Origin of the sequence: Streptococcus sp. FSL R7-0212 (assembly GCF_038007985.1) — a bacterium.
GTDB lineage: Bacteria > Bacillota > Bacilli > Lactobacillales > Streptococcaceae > Streptococcus > Streptococcus parauberis.
This window is the reverse complement of sequence record NZ_JBBOYF010000001.1, coordinates 1-17,888: the sequence shown is the minus strand read 5'-3', so window position 1 is coordinate 17,888 and position 17,888 is coordinate 1. Positions and strand designations below refer to the sequence as shown.

The 17,888-nt window shown below is 32.9% G+C and carries 16 protein-coding genes; all 16 read right to left on the bottom strand.

What is annotated here, in order from left to right:
* Nucleotides 1-197 precede the first annotated feature (197 nt).
* A complete protein-coding gene (locus MKY69_RS00080) occupies nucleotides 198-1,589 on the bottom strand; it encodes an APC family permease (RefSeq protein ID WP_003104347.1) in 1,392 nt (463 codons plus the stop codon).
* 116 nt (nucleotides 1,590-1,705) lie between these two features.
* The gene (gene ftsH / locus MKY69_RS00075; RefSeq protein WP_003103251.1) at nucleotides 1,706-3,712 is read right to left on the bottom strand and encodes an ATP-dependent zinc metalloprotease FtsH; all 2,007 of its coding nucleotides are present in this window, start codon (nucleotides 3,710-3,712) and stop codon (nucleotides 1,706-1,708) included.
* Between the two features lie 21 nt (nucleotides 3,713-3,733).
* Nucleotides 3,734-4,276: a hypoxanthine phosphoribosyltransferase gene (gene hpt, locus MKY69_RS00070; RefSeq protein ID WP_003105926.1), complete on the bottom strand. Its 543-nt coding sequence runs from the start codon at nucleotides 4,274-4,276 to the stop codon at nucleotides 3,734-3,736.
* A gap of 4 nt (nucleotides 4,277-4,280) precedes the next feature.
* Nucleotides 4,281-5,564, bottom strand: coding sequence for a tRNA lysidine(34) synthetase TilS (tilS, locus tag MKY69_RS00065; RefSeq protein WP_003108839.1), 1,284 nt, complete (start codon nucleotides 5,562-5,564; stop codon nucleotides 4,281-4,283).
* Nucleotides 5,561-6,847 carry a serine hydrolase gene (locus tag MKY69_RS00060; RefSeq protein WP_076751568.1) on the bottom strand — a complete coding sequence of 429 codons (1,287 nt, stop codon included), beginning with the start codon at nucleotides 6,845-6,847 and terminating at the stop codon, nucleotides 5,561-5,563. Before MKY69_RS00060 ends, tilS begins: the two co-directional genes overlap by 4 nt.
* A gap of 15 nt (nucleotides 6,848-6,862) precedes the next feature.
* On the bottom strand, nucleotides 6,863-6,979 hold the full coding sequence (locus MKY69_RS00055) for an SP_0009 family protein (protein WP_003103229.1): 117 nt from the start codon (nucleotides 6,977-6,979) through the stop codon (nucleotides 6,863-6,865).
* 1 nt (nucleotide 6,980) lies between these two features.
* Complete coding sequence (locus tag MKY69_RS00050; protein WP_003105764.1) at nucleotides 6,981-7,352, bottom strand: FtsB family cell division protein; 372 nt, start codon at nucleotides 7,350-7,352, stop codon at nucleotides 6,981-6,983.
* On the bottom strand, nucleotides 7,339-7,611 hold the full coding sequence (locus MKY69_RS00045) for an RNA-binding S4 domain-containing protein (protein ID WP_003105662.1): 273 nt from the start codon (nucleotides 7,609-7,611) through the stop codon (nucleotides 7,339-7,341). The genes MKY69_RS00050 and MKY69_RS00045 overlap by 14 nt, the downstream gene beginning before the upstream one ends.
* A gap of 28 nt (nucleotides 7,612-7,639) precedes the next feature.
* Nucleotides 7,640-9,151: an oligosaccharide flippase family protein gene (locus MKY69_RS00040; RefSeq protein ID WP_340790740.1), complete on the bottom strand. Its 1,512-nt coding sequence runs from the start codon at nucleotides 9,149-9,151 to the stop codon at nucleotides 7,640-7,642.
* The gene (mfd, locus tag MKY69_RS00035; protein ID WP_062806457.1) at nucleotides 9,111-12,614 is read right to left on the bottom strand and encodes a transcription-repair coupling factor; all 3,504 of its coding nucleotides are present in this window, start codon (nucleotides 12,612-12,614) and stop codon (nucleotides 9,111-9,113) included. The genes MKY69_RS00040 and mfd overlap by 41 nt, the downstream gene beginning before the upstream one ends.
* Nucleotides 12,615-12,616: 2 nt before the next feature.
* The gene (gene pth / locus MKY69_RS00030) at nucleotides 12,617-13,186 is read right to left on the bottom strand and encodes an aminoacyl-tRNA hydrolase (RefSeq protein ID WP_003105422.1); all 570 of its coding nucleotides are present in this window, start codon (nucleotides 13,184-13,186) and stop codon (nucleotides 12,617-12,619) included.
* A 71-nt stretch (nucleotides 13,187-13,257) separates the two neighbouring features.
* Nucleotides 13,258-14,373, bottom strand: a complete 1,116-nt coding sequence (gene ychF / locus MKY69_RS00025; RefSeq protein WP_340790738.1) for a redox-regulated ATPase YchF — start codon at nucleotides 14,371-14,373, stop codon at nucleotides 13,258-13,260.
* Between the two features lie 104 nt (nucleotides 14,374-14,477).
* Nucleotides 14,478-14,846, bottom strand: coding sequence for a helix-turn-helix domain-containing protein (locus MKY69_RS00020; protein WP_003107958.1), 369 nt, complete (start codon nucleotides 14,844-14,846; stop codon nucleotides 14,478-14,480).
* Between the two features lie 120 nt (nucleotides 14,847-14,966).
* On the bottom strand, nucleotides 14,967-15,164 hold the full coding sequence (locus MKY69_RS00015) for a DUF951 domain-containing protein (RefSeq protein ID WP_003104619.1): 198 nt from the start codon (nucleotides 15,162-15,164) through the stop codon (nucleotides 14,967-14,969).
* A gap of 70 nt (nucleotides 15,165-15,234) precedes the next feature.
* Nucleotides 15,235-16,371, bottom strand: a complete 1,137-nt coding sequence (dnaN, locus tag MKY69_RS00010; protein WP_003103000.1) for a DNA polymerase III subunit beta — start codon at nucleotides 16,369-16,371, stop codon at nucleotides 15,235-15,237.
* Nucleotides 16,372-16,526: 155 nt separating this feature from the next.
* A partial coding sequence (gene dnaA, locus MKY69_RS00005; protein ID WP_003107956.1) for a chromosomal replication initiator protein DnaA occupies nucleotides 16,527-17,888 on the bottom strand: 1,362 nt, incomplete at its 5' end.

The following is a 17,888-nucleotide window of genomic DNA, read 5'->3' as shown; positions in this document are numbered from 1 at the left end:
ACAACTATTATATTCTATCAGGTCACAATGCCTTTGTCAATAGTTTTTTACTACTTTTGTTTGTTTTAAAACTATGACTCGGAGTTGTTTTGACAGCTTTATAAGTATAGCTATATTTCAATAGTTTGTCAATACTTTTTTCTTAATATTTCATTTTTTTACAAAACGATTTCACAAAAAAATCCCTATCGGGATTTTTATTTATTTTCTGTTGAATTTTTATAACCGTATATGATATAAATTAGTGTCCCAATAACCGTTGTCGTAATGAATGCAATCCATGTTACTTTCATATATTGACTCATGAATGACAAACAAATAATAATTGCCAATATAGGAAGAAAAGGTACAAACGGTGTTTTAAATTCTCCTTTTTTGGGATTTCCCATATCTTTTCTTAATTTAATAATTGCGATGGACATTATAATCAAATATGCCAAGGTACAGATATTTACAAATTCTGCCAAGCTTGCTAATGGAACTAAACCTGCACATACCATAGCTAAAATACAAACTAAAATTGTCGCATTTTTTGGAACAAAGCTTTTCTTTGTAATCTTACTAAGACTTCTTGGTAGGAGGCCATCACGACTAATTGAATACACAATCCTAGCAAGAGCGAAAGTCATTGATATACAAACAGTGATTAATGTTAGAACTGCAACAATTGATACATAGTTAGCAGCCCAACCTATTCCAATACTTCTAAGAGCAAACGAAACTGCATCAGGAACATTCAGTTTGGTGTAATGAACAATTCCTGTTAAAATCATTGTTACAATTATATAGAGAACAGTTACTATCATTAAAGATAGAGCAATTCCTTTTGGAATTGTTTTTTGTGGATCCTTAACTTCATCAACAGTCATAGAAATTGATTCAAATCCTAAAAAGGCAAAAAACATAACTGATGCCCCTGCAAAAATACCAGACTGACCACCGTAAATTTTTCCTAAACCAAATGGTGCAAAATTAGACCAATTTTCAGGTTTAATAAAGAAGATACCAACAATTATAAACAAGAACAATGCTGAAAACTTTAGAATTACTAATAAACTATTGAATCTTAATGCAGTTTTACTATTCATTAAAACAACAGACATTACGGCGAGCATAACAAGTACAGGAAGAATATCAATATAAGTTCCTTGACTGGGATTAAAAGTCCCATTTAACACCTTAGGAATCACTATTCCATAACTACTAAGAAGGCCTTTTAAATAACTTCCCCATCCCACTGCAACACTTGAAATTGCAGTTAAAAATTCCATTATGATATACCAGCCTACTATCCAAGCAGGAAATTCTCCTAAAGTTGCATAGACATAACTATAAGCTCCACCATTTGCAGGTATACGAGAAGCAAATTCAGCATAAAATAAAGCTAAAATACTTATGGCTAGTGCTGAAATTACAATTGAAATCATCAATGCTGGTCCTGCATACTGTGCAGCACCAATACCTGTTATTGTAAATATACCCGTTCCAACCATCGAACCTAGGCCTAAAAATATCAAGTCATTTACTTTTAAATGCCTTCTCATTTCAGTTTTACTTACACTATTATTCTTTTTTCGAAAAATTGTCATGTTCTTTTCCTTCTTTACTTGATTTCTAATAGTTTATCACAGCTCACAAGGAAAGTAAATTCCATAATAAAAGCCATTGAAATAGGATTTTAAACTTTTTCTAATGGCTTTTTTCACTATTCTTCTGTTGAATGTTCCTGTGATGATGGATTTTCATCTTCAGTAATCATTTTATCTTTAATTTCTTCATATGATAATGCATGAACATCATCATTATCTCCATCTTTATCCTCTGGCATTTTACCAGTTTCATAGATAGATTTAATTTGAGCAGCATCAAGAGTTTCATATTTTAATAATGCTTCTGCAATTAACTTATGAGTTTCTCTATTTTCATTAATAATGTCGGCTGCTTTATTACGAGCTTGATTTAATAATTCTCTTACTTCATCATCAATCATTTGTGCTGTTTGAGCAGAATATGATTTTTCAGTAGTCATTTGACCAGGCATCATAGCATGATTACCTTCATATTGAACTGGTCCAAGTTTTTCACTCATACCATATTCAGTAACCATAGCACGGGCCATTTGAGTTGCTTGTTCAAAGTCATTTGATGCACCAGTAGTTTGGGCATTAAAGATAATTTCCTCAGCAACACGTCCACCCATAAGACCAGCTAATTGTTCATTTAAGTCATCCTTAGATAGTAACATTTGATCTTCTTTAGGAAGGGCAATCATGTAACCACCCGCACGACCACGAGGAACAATTGTAACTTTATGAACAACACGCGCATTTGATAATGTTAAACCAACAATTGTATGCCCAGCCTCATGGTATGCAACCATTTCACGTTCGCGTTTCGAAATCGTACGATCTTTCTTAGAAGGTCCAGCAATAACACGATCTTCAGCCTCATCAATATCAGAAGCATCAATTTTCGTCTTATTTCGACGAGCAGCTACAAGCGCAGCTTCATTCAGAACGTTTTCTAAATCTGCACCCACAAAACCAGGGGTTTGTTGGGCAACAACTTTAAGATTAACGTCTTCATCAAGTGGTTTATTTTTTGCATGGACTTTAAGAATTGCTTCGCGTCCTTTAACATCTGGGCGACCAACTAAGACTTTTCTGTCAAAACGACCTGGTCTAAGCAGTGCAGGGTCTAATACATCACTACGGTTAGTTGCTGCAATAACGATGATGCTTTCATTACCTTCAAATCCATCCATTTCAATCAATAGTTGATTCAAAGTTTGTTCACGTTCATCGTTACCGCCACCCATACCAGCTCCGCGACGACGACCAACAGCATCGATTTCATCGATAAAGATAATTGCACGTTCAGCTTTCTTCGCATCCTCAAAAAGAGAACGGACACGGCTAGCACCGACCCCGACAAACATTTCAACGAAGTCAGAACCAGAAATACTAAAGAAAGGAACAGCTGCTTCACCAGCAACAGCTTTTGCAAGTAAAGTTTTACCAGTTCCGGGAGGCCCCTCTAAAAGAACACCAGACGGAATACGAGCACCCAAAGCTTTATATTTTTTTGGATTTTTAAGAAAATCAACAACTTCAACAAGTTCTTGTTTTTCTTCCTCTGCTCCTGCTACATCAGTAAAACGAACTTTAACATCGTCTTTATTTTGTGATTTAGCTTTATTTTTACCAAAACTCATTGCACCACGAGCGCCACCGCCACCTTGATTCATCATCATAATCATAAAACCAGCGAAAATGACAATAGGTAGGAAACTCATCAGCAATGAAATCCAAGTGCCGCTTGAACTTTCTGGCTTAACAGTAATTATTGTACCAGATTTATCAGCTGCACTCGTAACCTCTTTTAGTGTAGAATCTGTAGGTAATACTAAAGCATTAAATTCAGAAACTTCTCTAGCTGAACCAGGTCCAAAAAAGGAAATATTGGGATCAGATTTTACTTTTTTTGGCTTATCATATTCACCCTTAACTTGGATGATACTGCCACTTGGTTGATAAGTTATGCTTTTAACATCACCAGCCTTAACTTGTTTGATTAGCTTTGAATAACTAATCTGTTGGCTTTGTGTACTTGTTCCTTTTAAATAATATTGAAAACCTGTGATAACCACAACAATCAATAAAATATAAATGAAAGAATTTTTCACAAATCCGTTATTCTTATTATTTTTCATATAGTGATAATTGACCTTTTTCTATTTTGTATAGACTTCTTCTTTTAATACTCCAACGTACGGTAGATTACGATAGTTTTCCGCGTAATCTAAACCAAATCCTACAATAAATTCATTTGGTACATCATAACAAACATAGTCCGCATCTATATCGACAACACGACCTTCAGGTTTGTCAAACAAAGTAACAATTTTTACTGAATTAGCTTGACGGTATTTAAACATATCACGTAAATATTTCAAAGTACGTCCAGTATCAATAATATCTTCGACAAAGATAATATCTCTACCTTCAATATTTGTGTCCACATCTTTTAAGATTTGAACTTCACCACTACTTGTAGTACCGCCATGATAACTAGAAACGACCATGAAATCAATTTCAACATGAGTATCAATGTGCTTCATTAATTCAGCCATAAATGGAACTGATCCTTTTAAAACACCAACCATTAAAGGATTTTTCCCTTGATAATCTTCAGTTAGTTTTTGACCTAGTTCTTTTGTTTTGTTAATAATGTCTTCTTCTGAATAGAGGATTCTTTTAATATCTTGCTCCAGCATGATGTCACCTTTTTTCTAATTTTTCAACATACAGTTTAGCCAACATTATATCATGTTTAGATGCTTTTCTCAAATATGTTTTATCAGCAATAATAACAAATATAATCTGGTCATCTTGTAATCCAATTATAGCATTTTCTCGCTCTTTAGCAGTGAATTTGTCATCTATAAAGAGTCTTCTGATTTTTTTTGAAAATTGACCAAAATCAATTTTATCACCAGCCTGTCGTCCACGCAAGGTAATTGGTGTCATCTGATAGACTGGTATTTGAAATACACTATCTTGTTCTTGAGATAAGGGACTAAAGGTAAAAGTAAAATTATTGTACTTATTACTAGTACCATATTCTATCAGAACATGACTGAGATTTCCCTCCGTCTTTGGACTGAATTTTTCAAAAACAAATTGATTTTCTTGAATGTCTAATTGATAACTTTGATTTATCGGATATGTCCCAATTTTTTTACGTCTAACTAATGATAACAAATCCTCAAATTGACTTTTTGAGATCACTAAATCAGTAAAGCGTTCGAGATATTCTTGAAAACAAAAAAATTGAACAGCTTTGCTATTCCCCAAAAAATACGAAAATTGATTGAGTTTATCAGTATAGATTAAATCTTTCAAAGCTTGAACAAGCAAGTGAGATTCTTGAGCTAAATCTCGCAAAGCAAAATCAAACTGCGGATTTTCCTGTCGTAGTTCCGGAAGATACTGATTTCTAATCCGATTTCTTAAGTAGTCATTTGTTTGATTAGAAGCATCTTCAAAGTGAAAGATATCTGGCAAGTCAGCTTTAGCCATGGTTAGAAAAGGCCGGATTAGTTGACCACTTCCAAAAGATTGACACTCTTTAATAGAAGAAAGGTGTCTTAATCTCGTTCCTCTGAGCAGACGCATAAAGACTGTTTCAACTTGATCGTCAGCATGATGAGCTGTCACCAAGGCAGAATAATTTTCAGTTTCCATGATTTTCTTAAAAAAAGCATAACGAAAATCACGGGCTTTGCTTTCACTAAAATGACCTGAAAAAGCTGTTTGATAAAAAGGAATATTATTTTTTTTTGCCCAAGATTCGAGATAGGCTTCTTCTTGATCAGATTCCAAACGTTGTTTGTGATTGACATGTGCAATTGCAATATTAATCTCCAAATTTTTCTGGTTAACATGCAAAAAGTGCAGTAAATTCATTGAATCTACTCCACCAGATACTGCTATTAATACCCGTTGATGTTGGTCGAATAAGCCTTTATTTTTGATATAATTATAAATTTTTTGATATGTCATTTTAATATAGAGTAAACGTCATCGGCAATTTTACTTAAATCATCATAATCTGACTTATCAGTAAAAATAGAAAGAATAAATGGAGAATCAGCATAAACAATGGCGACATCATGCTTATAATCATAAGCATCTCCAATTTTATGAGCTACTGGAACTTTGATGTTTTTAGAAATACGTTGATCATCAAAATCAGTATGGGATAAGTAAGATACTATCTTGCCATTTTGATAATAGATAGCTTCCATTACACTAGCTGCTTGTCGTGAAGATAAATTGCGTTTTTCCATATCCCATGGTGCTCCAGATAAAGCTTGCATTTGGGTAGAAAAATTTGAAGTATATTTATCAGCACCATAATATCCTAAAATATTAGTAGCCACATTGTCTGAATGCTGGGAAACACCTTGTAATAAGTTATCTACACTATATTCTTTATTGTCAGCTTTTTTACTAATTTGACCGGAACCTGAAGGATCATAGTCACCATTAAAATGATTGACTTGATCGACATACTTAAATTTGCTATCAAATCTTAATTGTCCATTATTGACTCTTTCCTGAACAAAATATAAAGTTCCTAATTTAGCAATACTAGCTGCATACATTTGTTTGTCAGCATTAATTCCTGCACTTGCTTGTGTATTAATCTGTTTCACAAAAACAGAGTAATTATCTTTATTATATTTTTCAGAAAGCATTTCTTGAACTTTAATCATCCGGTTATCTGAGGTCGACAAGCCACTAGCAGAAACCCAACCTTTATCATCAATATAATAATAATTACCTTGTTGTGTTTGTGCTAGCTTACTAGCATGGACTTTCTGATAACTGTCAATTGTCTTTTTAGAAGCTGGAATTCCCTTAACATAAGGTTGATCATATACTGTAAGATTTGGTTGTGTCCAAAAATCTTGATTGACTTCTAGTTGATTGATTAAGGTGTCATCAAAAATCAATTGCTTATTAGCTTCAATGTAATTACCATCAGTTAAATGAAAGACGGGTTTCCCGTTAGCATTAATCAGTAAATCTGTAATTTTGAAATCTTCATTGGGAACAATTACTTTAGCAAATTGACTTAATTCTAAATCTTTGTAACTATTTACTTCCGAGAAAACATTAGGATTACTAGGTATTGAATTAAAATAAGTGACCTTGGTAATCACTGATTGACCTAATTGAAAAATTTTTTCTTTACTTAAGTGAAGCGTCTTCTCAGTAGAAATAATTGGAATTGGAGACATGAAAAAAAATATTACAAAAATAGCTAGTAATTTCTTCATTTTATCTCCTTTCCCTTATTTATTTTCCTGATAGGTATCTTCTTTTAGTTTTTGATTTTCAGCATGTAACTCTTCTAATTTTTGATCAGAATAGGCTAAAAATGTTTCGATTTTTTTAATCATATCATCCATATTATTTTGGTAATAATCCTGGAATAGGATAAATTTTTTCCCCTTCCCTAGATAGATAATACTTTGCACGCGCATATTTTCTGACGTAATCGTCATCTTTTAATTGCTTTGCAAAACTTTGTTCTTTTTTGGTACTTTTTTCCAAAGCTTTATATTCTTTTTTCAATTTGATAATTTGTTGATTTTGTTGTTCCAAACCAACATAACTTTTTACCAAATTAAATGTTGGAAGAATAAAAAGAAAAATCATTACCACTAAAATCCAACCAATAAATCGATTGCGTTTTTTGTCTTCTTCTTCTTCAAAACGTTTTTTTAACTTTTCACTATGGATGTATTGATTATTTAATTGAACAATACTAGGCTTCTTCATTGCTTTCTACCCTTGTTTCTTTAATAATGTCATACATTTTGGTAGCGTCTTCTTTTTTAGTGCTATCCTTCATTTCTAAGACACGGACAGTTAATATTTTATTACCAAATCTAATTTCAACTTGGTCATTTATTTTTAAATCTGTTGAACTTTTTGCTAGTACACCATTAACCTTAATTCTTCCTTTGTCTGCAACTTCTTTTGCAACAGGACGGCGTTTGATGATACGGGATACTTTTAAATATTTATCTAATCTCATAATTTACCTCACAGTCCATTTTATTCTATCACTTTTCTTTCTTAAATGGTAGATAGGACCATAAATTCTGACTGAAGGCCTTTAGCTTAATACTGGACAGAATAAAGACAAGAAGCCCTAGGCCTGTCGAAATAAAAATATTTAACAGACTATCTAATCGTTCTTCTTGTGGTAAGTAGCCTTGGCTGATTGCCACAACAATAAGCATTAAGCTTAAAGCAAGAAAATATCTGATATTTTTTAAACTTCTAATTCTTACACGACTTACTTTGATATATAAAAGGAGAATGATAAAAAGTGGAATAACCCCTGACAAGGACGCGCCAATGATGCCAAAATGGAAGGTCATGATAGGCGTTAAAAGCAGTTTCAGTATCAAACCACACACAAGGATGATGAAAGATCTCTTTTGATGATTTTCAATAAAGAATTTTTGGTGGCAATACTGGATGAGACTAGCTAATAAAATCATCAGCAAGTATACTTCCAAAGCTACGCTACCCTTTTTATCTTCAAATAAAACCATGTTCATCGCCGGAAGAATTAACATAAAGCCAGCTGTTAAAGTCAGATTGAGATAAGTAATAAAATCAAAGAATGTCTGACTATCTTCTTCATAATTAGCATCTTTTTGATGATAACTTTTTGACAATTTAGGTAAATAAGTAGTGAAAAAGGCGCTCGAGAATATCAATCCAAATTGTAGTAAAGGCTGCCCACGATCATAAATACCTTTGGTAATTTCTGCCTGAATTGATGTTAAGCCACTGGATTGCAATGATTGCTTCACAAATAACGCATCAAGAAATTGAAAGATTAAGAGATAGACGGTGAAAAGGATAAAAACTGTCGCAGCCCAACCAATTTGTCCTAAATTCTTAAATGAGGTTTTATGCTTTTTGAAGAGGAATAAGAGGGTTGTTGGTGACTTCCAGACAAAGTAAGCTAATATAGCTAGACTGGCCAATAAATTACCTGAAGCTGCTACATTTGCTGTAAAATAGACATTCCAATCAAAAAGGTAATAAGCAAAAGCAGCTAAAATAATGATAATGACACGAACACTCTGTTCCAACACCTGACTAACGGCAGTTGGTATCATATCACCATGTGCTTGAGCTAAACCTCTGTAAAAAGACATGAATGGAACTGTTAACAAAACAAAAGCAGTTAGGATAATACTCGGTGCCAATTCAATACTGCCAATAATTCTAGCTAAAGGCTGATTAGCAAGTAACAAAAGACTAGCTAAAATCAGACTTGATAGTACTTGAAATTTAAATAACAGATATAAATCTGTTTTTTTACTTTTTTGATAAATACTAGCAATCACATTTGGAAAAGCTGTCAAACTTAAAGCACTTATGATTGCTAAGATAGGATAAACTTGTTGATAAGCATAAAAGCCCCTATCACCAACTAGGTTTTGATAGGGTACTCGGTAAATAGCCGCAAGGATTTTAGCTAAAAAACCACTGATGGTAATTGCTAAGCTTGATTTACTGGTCAGATTTTGACTCTTTTCGATTTTTAATTTCACTTAACATTTCTCCAAATAACATCATTTCTTCTAAAATGCTGTAATCTTTCACATTTTTGACATTAAAAATTATATCAATTTTACCATTATTTTCACTGATTCTTGCTTTTAAGCTTGTTTTTGATAAAGCTTCAAAATAATCCTGTGTCATATAGTATTTGAGTGATGCTTTTTCAAAACGGACTGTCACTTGATTATCTTTTCTTTCGACTAATTCAGCAAAAGCCTGATCCATAAAGGCTTTTAAGAGACCAATTTCTAATAAATAGGCAACTTGATCTGGATATTCACCAAATCGGTCAATTAATTCTTCTTGTAATTCTGTATAATCTTGACGATTATCAATTTCTCGAATCCGTTTATAGATTTCAATTTTTTGACGCTCATCGCTGAGGTATTCAAGTGGTAAATAGGCATCAATTTGTAGATTAATCTCCGCATTCCCTTTTTTACGAACACTTGTTTTGCCCTGCCTATTAGCAATAGCATCTTCTAAAAGTTGTGAGTACATTTCAAACCCTACGGAATCAATGAAGCCGCTCTGCGAAGCACCTAAGATATTACCTGCTCCTCGAATGGACAAGTCACGCATGGCAATTTTGAAGCCGGACCCCAATTCCGTAAAGCCTTTAATCGCCTCAAGTCGTTTCTCTGAAATTTCACTTAAGACTTTATCTGGACGATACATCAAATAAGCGTAAGCAATTCTGTTGGAACGGCCAACGCGACCACGCAACTGATAAAGAGTGGAAAGCCCCATATGGTCGGCATTTTCGACAAAGAGAGTATTTACATTTGAAATATCAACCCCTGTCTCAATGATTGTCGTCGCCACTAAAACATCATAATCACCGCTTATAAAGTCAATCAAGGTGTTTTCCAATTGGATTTCACTCATTTGTCCATGCACAAAACCAATTGTTGCTTCTGGAACCAACTCTTGCAGCTGTGCAACTTTCTTATCGATGGTGTCAACCTTATTGTAAACATAGAAAACTTGTCCCCCACGGTCCATTTCTCGAATAATTGCTTCGCGGACAATCCCAGGATTAGTTTCCATCACATAAGTCTGGACAGGATAACGATTGGTTGGAGGCGTCTCAATAACTGACAAATCCCGGATACCAAGCATAGACATGTGTAAAGTTCTTGGAATAGGCGTTGCTGTTAAGGTTAATACATCGACTTTAGTTTTTAACTCTTTTAATTTTTCTTTATGTTTAACACCAAAACGTTGCTCTTCGTCAATGACGATCAAGCCTAAATCAGAAAAGATAACATCTTTTGATAGGAGACGGTGTGTCCCAATAATAATATCCACACGCCCTTTAGCTAATCTATCTAAAGTTGCTGTTTGTTCTTTTTTACTTCTAAAACGACTTAAAACATCAACTTCAACTGGATAATCTTCGAAACGCTCTTTAAAATTTTCATAATGTTGTTGAGCAAGTACAGTAGTTGGCACTAGGATTGCTACTTGCTTATGATCATTGACTGCTTTAAAAGCCGCACGCATGGCAACCTCAGTTTTACCAAAGCCAACATCACCAACAAGTAATCGGTCCATAGGATGACTACTTTCCATGTCCCTTTTAATTTCTTTACTTGATCTGATTTGATCATCTGTCTCAACAAAAGCAAAATTATCTTCAAAAGATGCCTGTAATTCATCATCTGGTGAAAATTGGTAGCCTTTTAACTGACTTCGTTCAGCATATAATTTCAATAAATCATCAGCAATTTCTTCGACCTGTTTAGTAACTTTTTGTTTGGTTTTTTGAAAACGACCATCATTGAGTTTATTAATTTTAGGTTCTTTGCCATCAGCAGAAACATATTTTGATAAACTCTCAATTTGTTCGACTGGTAAAGAAATACGATCTGAATTTTGATATTGAATAGTTACATAATCTCGATGGACACCATGAATTTCAATGGTTTCAATCCCTAAAAATTTACCAATCCCATGAACATTATGAACAACATAATCACCTATAGCTAATTCATTATAATCTTTTAGACGTTCGGCATTACTAATATTGGATTTACGAACACGACGCTTAATCCGTTTATGATAAATTTCATGTTCTGTAATTAAAGCGATTTTTTCATCAGCAAAATAAAAGCCACTTGAAATTTGACCAATAACCATTTGAGCCTGCTTAGTTTCAATAGCATTAATGTCAACTAAAGGTAAAGTAAAATCATAATCTTCTAGATTTTTTAGTAATTTTTCATAGGCTTGTTGTGACTCTACTTGAACAAGTACAGTAGCCTGTGCTTTTTGATACCTTTTTATTTCATCAACCAAAAGTGGGAATTGATTATAGAATTCTTGCATCGCATATTGTGTCAACTGATGCAATTTGTCAAATTTTATATTTCCAAGACCTTTATGAAAATTAGAGAAAAATGTCGCTGGTTTGTAATTTCGAAAATCACGATAGTTATCAGCAAAATAATTTAAACTAGGAATTGCTTTACCTTGTTGTAAATGATCAGTTAAAAGATTGGCTACTTCTAAATCAAATTTAGCATTTTTATCTAATATCTTTTGAAAATCATCGAAAAAGAGTGGGGTCCCTTTTGGTATATAATCTAAAAGAGTCCATTCCTTTTCATAAAAAACAGATAAAAATTGTCGAAGATCTTTGTGACGGTATCCATCTTTTGAAACAGAAATTAGATCATGGAGATACGATTTTGTTTCTTCATTAACTAATTTTATTGCAGCTTCTAACTTTTCAATACCACGCGCATAATCTTTTTCCTCAAGAATGACATCACTTGCAGGAATAATCGTGATTAATTCTTTTTGCAGAATAGACTTTTGATTCTCACTATCAAATTGTCGAATGCCATCTACTTCATCACCAAAAAATTCAATCCGGTAGGGGTTTTCTTCGGTGATTTCATAGATATCAAGAATATCTCCACGGCGACTAAATTCACCTGGATTAATCACTTGCGAAACTTTTTGATAACCAATATTAGTCAATTGTTTAACTAATTGAGCGAGGCTATATTCCATACCTACTTCAAATGTTAATTGACTATGTTGATAGACCTTTGGATTTGGTAATAAAGTTCGTAATCCAATAACATTAGTTACTAAAATACCAGATTGTTCTTGATTAACTAAGAAATTGATTGCTTCAATTCTTGAAATAGCTCTATCCAAAGAAGAAAAAACAAATTCAGCTGCAACAGCGTCATCAGAAAAAAATTGAAAAATATTTTCTTCTCCCAAAAGGGCAGCTAAATCACTACTCAATTTTTCACTCTCATTTTGACTTGCTGTCACAATAACAATTTTTTCTGGTTGATCAATAAAATTGGCTGCAATAGCTAGAGCTTTACTGGAACCAGATAAGCCCATTACTAATTGTCGACCTAAAGTTCTAGTTCCAGAAAACCATGATTGAATGGCTTTATTTTTACTTACTAATTCTAATATATTCATTGCTACCCATTATATTTCTGCATAGTTTTTTCAAAGTCTGCTTCTTTCAAATAGAAATCAACAGCATCAGTAACTTTATCTAGTGTTAAGTCGATGGTAATGGCATCATCTTTATCAAATTTTCCTAAGACATGATTAATAACAGTCATCCCATTTTGAGGACGACCAATTCCAATTTTTATACGGTCAAATTCTTGACTACCAATATGAGCAATAATTGACTTAATCCCATTATGACCGCCTGCTGATCCTCTTTGACGGAATCTTATTTTGCCGACTTCCATATCCAAATCATCATAGATTACTATTAAATCATCAATGGCAATATTGTAATAAGTTAGGAGAGCTTTGACAGCAATACCACTATTATTCATAAAAGTTGTTGGTTTAACAAAATAGACTTTTTCCTGATTAAGAAAGCTTGAACCAATTAAAGCTTTAAAATTTTTATCTTCAGAAAAATTAATATTTAAATCTTTAACAATTCTATCAATTGCCATAAACCCAACATTATGTTTTGTCATATCATATTTTGATCCAATATTTCCTAGACCAACAATCATTTTTACCATAATATACTCTTTCTATAAATAGTAAAAGGGCTGGAATTAACTTCCAACCTTCTGACTTATTTCTTTATCAATTACACATTGAAACGGAATTCCATAATATCGCCATCTTGAACAATATATTCTTTTCCTTCTTCATGTAAACGACCTGCCTCTTTAACAGCTTTTTCACTACCATAAGCCATTAAATCATCATAACTCATTGTTACTGCACGAATAAATCCTCGCTCAAAGTCAGAGTGAATAATACCCGCAGCTTGTGGAGCTTTAATACCACGTTTAAATGTCCATGCACGAACTTCCTTCTCACCAGCTGTAAAGTAAGTTCCTAAGCCTAATAGATGATAAGCTGCGCGTGTTAATTTATCCACACCCGATTCTGTAAGACCAATAGCTTCTAAAAATTCTGCCTTATCCTCATCATCAAGTTCTGAAATCTCTTCCTCTGCGCGTGCGGAAATAACCACCACTTCTGCATTTTCAGTCTCAGCAAATTCACGAATTTGTTTAACGTAATCAATATCATCTGGATCAGCAACTCGATTTTCATCCACATTAGCTACATAAAGAACTGGTTTAGTTGTTAATAAGAATAGACCTTTTACAACTTTTGCTTCTTCTTCATTAAATTCAATTGTACGAGCTGATTTACCATCTTCAAGGACTGGTTTAATTTTTTGTAAAACATTAAATTCAGCAAGTGACTCTTTATCTTTTTGAGTACGGGCCATTTTCTCAACACGCGCATACCGTTTATTGATTGAATCTAAATCTGCTAAAATAAGTTCTAGATTGATAGTATCAATATCCGCAAGAGGATCCACAAATGCATCCTCACGACCTTGTTCACGCATAACATTTTCGTCATCAAAAGCACGAACCACGTGAACAATAGCGTCTACTTCACGGATGTTAGCTAAAAATTTATTACCTAATCCTTCACCTTTTGAGGCACCTTTAACAATACCAGCAATATCTGTGAATTCAAAAGTTGTTGGAACTGTTTTTTTAGGTGTAATCAGTTCAGTTAATTTATCTAAACGTTCATCAGGTACTTCAACCATACCAACGTTAGGATCAATCGTTGCAAAAGGATAATTAGCAGCCTCTGCTCCTGCTTTTGTAATTGCATTAAATAAAGTTGATTTACCAACATTAGGTAAACCGACAATTCCAGCTGTTAAAGCCATAAATGAATAATCTCCGTTCAAAATTTCAATCAGTATTATTATAGCATAAAAATATAAGAAAAAGCCTGTCAAATGACAGACTAAATTATCAATTACCAAAATAATTATTCTAAGAAATGAGGAACTATTCCTAAATAATCAAGAAAAAGATAAATCACATGTAATATAAATATGGCTACTAATAAATTGCCAAAAATTAACCAAAAATTTATGATAAGAGATTTAATATTAAGGGTCTTCTTCTCAACAATCCGCTCCACAGTTTTTTCTGGTTTTTTCCCCAATATTAATTGATCTAAACTGACTTCAAAAATAGTAGATAGTTTAATTAAATTTGTCATATCTGGATATGCTTCATTATTTTCCCATTTTGAAATAGCTTGTCTAGAAATAAATAATTGATCTGCCAAATAATCTTGTGAAAAATTTTTTTCAAGACGAAAATGTTTTAACTGCTCTGAAAACTTATTCATCGATAGATGTTCCTTTCTGTTGATAACTCTATCATAATAAGTATTCTCTTGAAAATCTAGCACTTTTTTAAGCAACCATAAGTAGCAAACCGTTATTAAACAGTGACTTAAACAAGCTTTTTATGGTTGCATCACTTTTTTTAACTTTCGTTCAAAATCATGTCGACTAAGCATAACAATATGATCACAATTTGTACACTGAATCTTAATATCTGCTCCTAGGCGAATAATTTTCCACAGATTAGCTTTCTTACCTGTTTCCTTAATAATACATGCATGAGGTTTTTTCATTTCTACTAAAGAATTTAATTGATACATCTTAACTCCCTTGTAAAGATTTCTTTTGTAATTATCATACCAAAAAAAACTCCTTAGTAGGAGTTTTTCTTTAGTTAGTTCTAACTGGGGTAATTAATTGAATAAAGCCTTCTTGATTATCATCTGGTGTCAGTGTAAATGGTCTTACTGGCGAAATGAAACGAATACGAACAGTATCACTTTTAAGTGCTTTTAGAGATTCAATCAAATAAGTTGGATTAAATGAAATCGTTAAATCATTACCTGATTTTTCAACAGTATCTAATTCTTCATTAACTTTACCAACTTCTGGAGAATTAACGTGTGCTGTAACTTCATTAGCTGCAATTTCAAGTTTAACTGTTCCATTTTGAGTAGCATTAGAAATCAAATGCGCACGTTCCATTGCATGACGAAGAGATTGCGTATTGAAAACAACTTCTGTTTCAAATTGATTCATCAAAAGACGATCAGTATCAGGGTAATTTCCTTCTAAAAGTCTTGTGTAGAAAGAAATGTGTTCACTTCTAAATAAAATTTGACTTGGTGAAAAGAAGATTTCTACAGTTTCAATGTCATCACCAAAAACAGAAGAAAACTCTCTTAATGACTTACTAGGAATGACAACGTCAAAATTGTTAGCTGATTTTTCAAGTGATAGGAGACGTTGGCTCATCCGATGAGAGTCTGTAGCTACCGCTTTGAAATCTTTGTTATTACTTAAAGTAATGTGGACACCTGTCAGAATTGGACGACTTTCTTGTAAACTTGCAGCAAAAGCAGTCTCAGAAATAATTGATTTTAATAATTTTGTTTCTAATACAAGTGGATTATCTGTTGAAACTTCTTGCAAACGAGGATATTGTTCAACATCCTTTCCTTTAAGGGTAATTTCAGATTTACCAGAAGTTAAAACAACTTGATGTTGTTCGATTTCTTTAAAATCTAAAGAAACATCAGGAAGACTTGAAATGATATTGATGAAGAAATTTGCTTCTAACAAAATAGAACCAGTAGAAGAAATTAATAAACCAGCATTTTCATTACTTACAGGAATAGTATTTTCAATAGAGATTTGTCCGTTAGAACCAGTTAATGTAATATTTTCTTGGTTAACTTCAATCTTAATAGTAGAAAGAATTGGAATAGCATTTTTACTGCTAATAGCTCTTTTAGTTGCATTTAATGCTTGGATAAAAAGGGAACGATTAATAGAAAATTGAATCATGGAAACTCCTTTAGTTATTAAGTATAATAGTTAGTAGTAATAGTAGGTCTTGTGTATAAGGTGGAAAACTATGCTGAAATAAGAAATACTTTGACTTAAAGCCTGTTCATAAAATGTTAATAAGTCTGTCACTTTTCAGTGACTTATCCACAAGCTTATTTAATCTTGTTTTTAATTGTTTCAATTTCAATCCGGAGACTTTCATCATCGACAATCATATTTTTGATTTTATTATAAGCATGAAGAACAGTTGAATGGTCACGACCACCAAATTCTTTACCAATCTTCGGTAAGGAATTATCTGTCATTTCACGTGCCAGATACATAGCTACCTGTCTGGCTAAAACGATGTCCTGAGTCCGCTTTGTAGCCTTAATTTCTTTAACTGTGACATCATAAAACTTGCCAACTTGCTCTTGAATGGTTTCAATTGGAATGACTCTAATTTTATTTGGACTATCTTGTTTTCTTGCCCGAATAGCTTCCGCAGCCAACTCAACAGAGATAACATCAATTTGTTTGAAATTGGCCACCAAGCTAATGTCTTTAAGTGCCCCTTCTAGGTCACGAACACTCGAATCAAATTGACCAGCCAAATATTCAATTGTTGATTGTGGAAAAGTAAAACTATAATCTTGAATTTTATTAGTTAAGATAGCGACCCGTGTTTCAAAATCAGGAGGCGTAATATTAACAGTTAAACCCCATTTAAAACGCGTAACTAATCTTTCTTCTAAGTCATTAAGATGATCAGGAGTTCTATCACTAGTTAATACAATTTGTTTATTATTGTTATGAAGAGCATTGAAGGTATTAAAGAACTCTTCTTGGGTAACTGCTAAAGTCTTTTTAGCAAGTGACTGAATATCATCAATAAGGAGTAAGTCTAAATTTCTAAAAACTTCTTTTAATTCATCCATTTTATCAAGTCTAATATGAGTTACGAATTCATTAATAAAGTTTTCAGCTGATATGTACTTTACTCGAGCATGCGGATTATCCTGCAAAACAGAATTACCAATAGCATTTAACAAATGAGTTTTACCTAATCCAGGACCTCCCCAAATAAACAATGGGTTATAAGTAGACCCAGGAGTATTAGCAACAGCAATTGACGCTGCTACTGCCCAACGGTTCTCATCACCTTGAATGAAATTATCAAATCCATATTTGGGATTTAAATCAGGATTAATAGCAGGTAACCTAGATATTGTTTGACTACTAGGTGTCATCCTTCCTGGTAATTCAGTTATAATTTCATTTTCTAAACTGTCTTCAAAAACATATTGGACTGATATCTGTTGGTTATAGACTTCAAAGCCAGCGGTGAGAATAACATCTTTAAGATTTTTTTCCCAAAATAATTCTTTCATTCGTTCTAAATAAATAGTCGCAATTTGATTATCAACACTTATTAAGCGTGCATCTAGAACAAAAAATTCATATGTTGCTTGTTTTAATTGGCTTTGAGCTAATTCCAAGATTCGATTCCAAAAAATTTGTTCATTTTCTGTCAT

Bases quoted from the DNA above. Each gene is read 5' to 3' on its own strand.
- MKY69_RS00080 (WP_003104347.1), bottom strand. From the start codon at position 1,589: ATGACAATTTTTCGAAAAAAGAATAATAGTGTAAGTAAAACTGAAATG.
- ftsH (WP_003103251.1), bottom strand. From the start codon at position 3,712: ATGAAAAATAATAAGAATAACGGATTTGTGAAAAATTCTTTCATTTAT.
- hpt (WP_003105926.1), bottom strand. From the start codon at position 4,276: ATGCTGGAGCAAGATATTAAAAGAATCCTCTATTCAGAAGAAGACATT.
- tilS (WP_003108839.1), bottom strand. From the start codon at position 5,564: ATGACATATCAAAAAATTTATAATTATATCAAAAATAAAGGCTTATTC.
- MKY69_RS00060 (WP_076751568.1), bottom strand. From the start codon at position 6,847: ATGAAGAAATTACTAGCTATTTTTGTAATATTTTTTTTCATGTCTCCA.
- MKY69_RS00055 (WP_003103229.1), bottom strand. From the start codon at position 6,979: ATGGATGATATGATTAAAAAAATCGAAACATTTTTAGCCTATTCTGAT.
- MKY69_RS00050 (WP_003105764.1), bottom strand. From the start codon at position 7,352: ATGAAGAAGCCTAGTATTGTTCAATTAAATAATCAATACATCCATAGT.
- MKY69_RS00045 (WP_003105662.1), bottom strand. From the start codon at position 7,611: ATGAGATTAGATAAATATTTAAAAGTATCCCGTATCATCAAACGCCGT.
- mfd (WP_062806457.1), bottom strand. From the start codon at position 12,614: ATGAATATATTAGAATTAGTAAGTAAAAATAAAGCCATTCAATCATGG.
- pth (WP_003105422.1), bottom strand. From the start codon at position 13,186: ATGGTAAAAATGATTGTTGGTCTAGGAAATATTGGATCAAAATATGAT.
- ychF (WP_340790738.1), bottom strand. From the start codon at position 14,373: ATGGCTTTAACAGCTGGAATTGTCGGTTTACCTAATGTTGGTAAATCA.
- MKY69_RS00020 (WP_003107958.1), bottom strand. From the start codon at position 14,846: ATGAATAAGTTTTCAGAGCAGTTAAAACATTTTCGTCTTGAAAAAAAT.
- MKY69_RS00015 (WP_003104619.1), bottom strand. From the start codon at position 15,164: ATGTATCAATTAAATTCTTTAGTAGAAATGAAAAAACCTCATGCATGT.
- dnaN (WP_003103000.1), bottom strand. From the start codon at position 16,371: ATGATTCAATTTTCTATTAATCGTTCCCTTTTTATCCAAGCATTAAAT.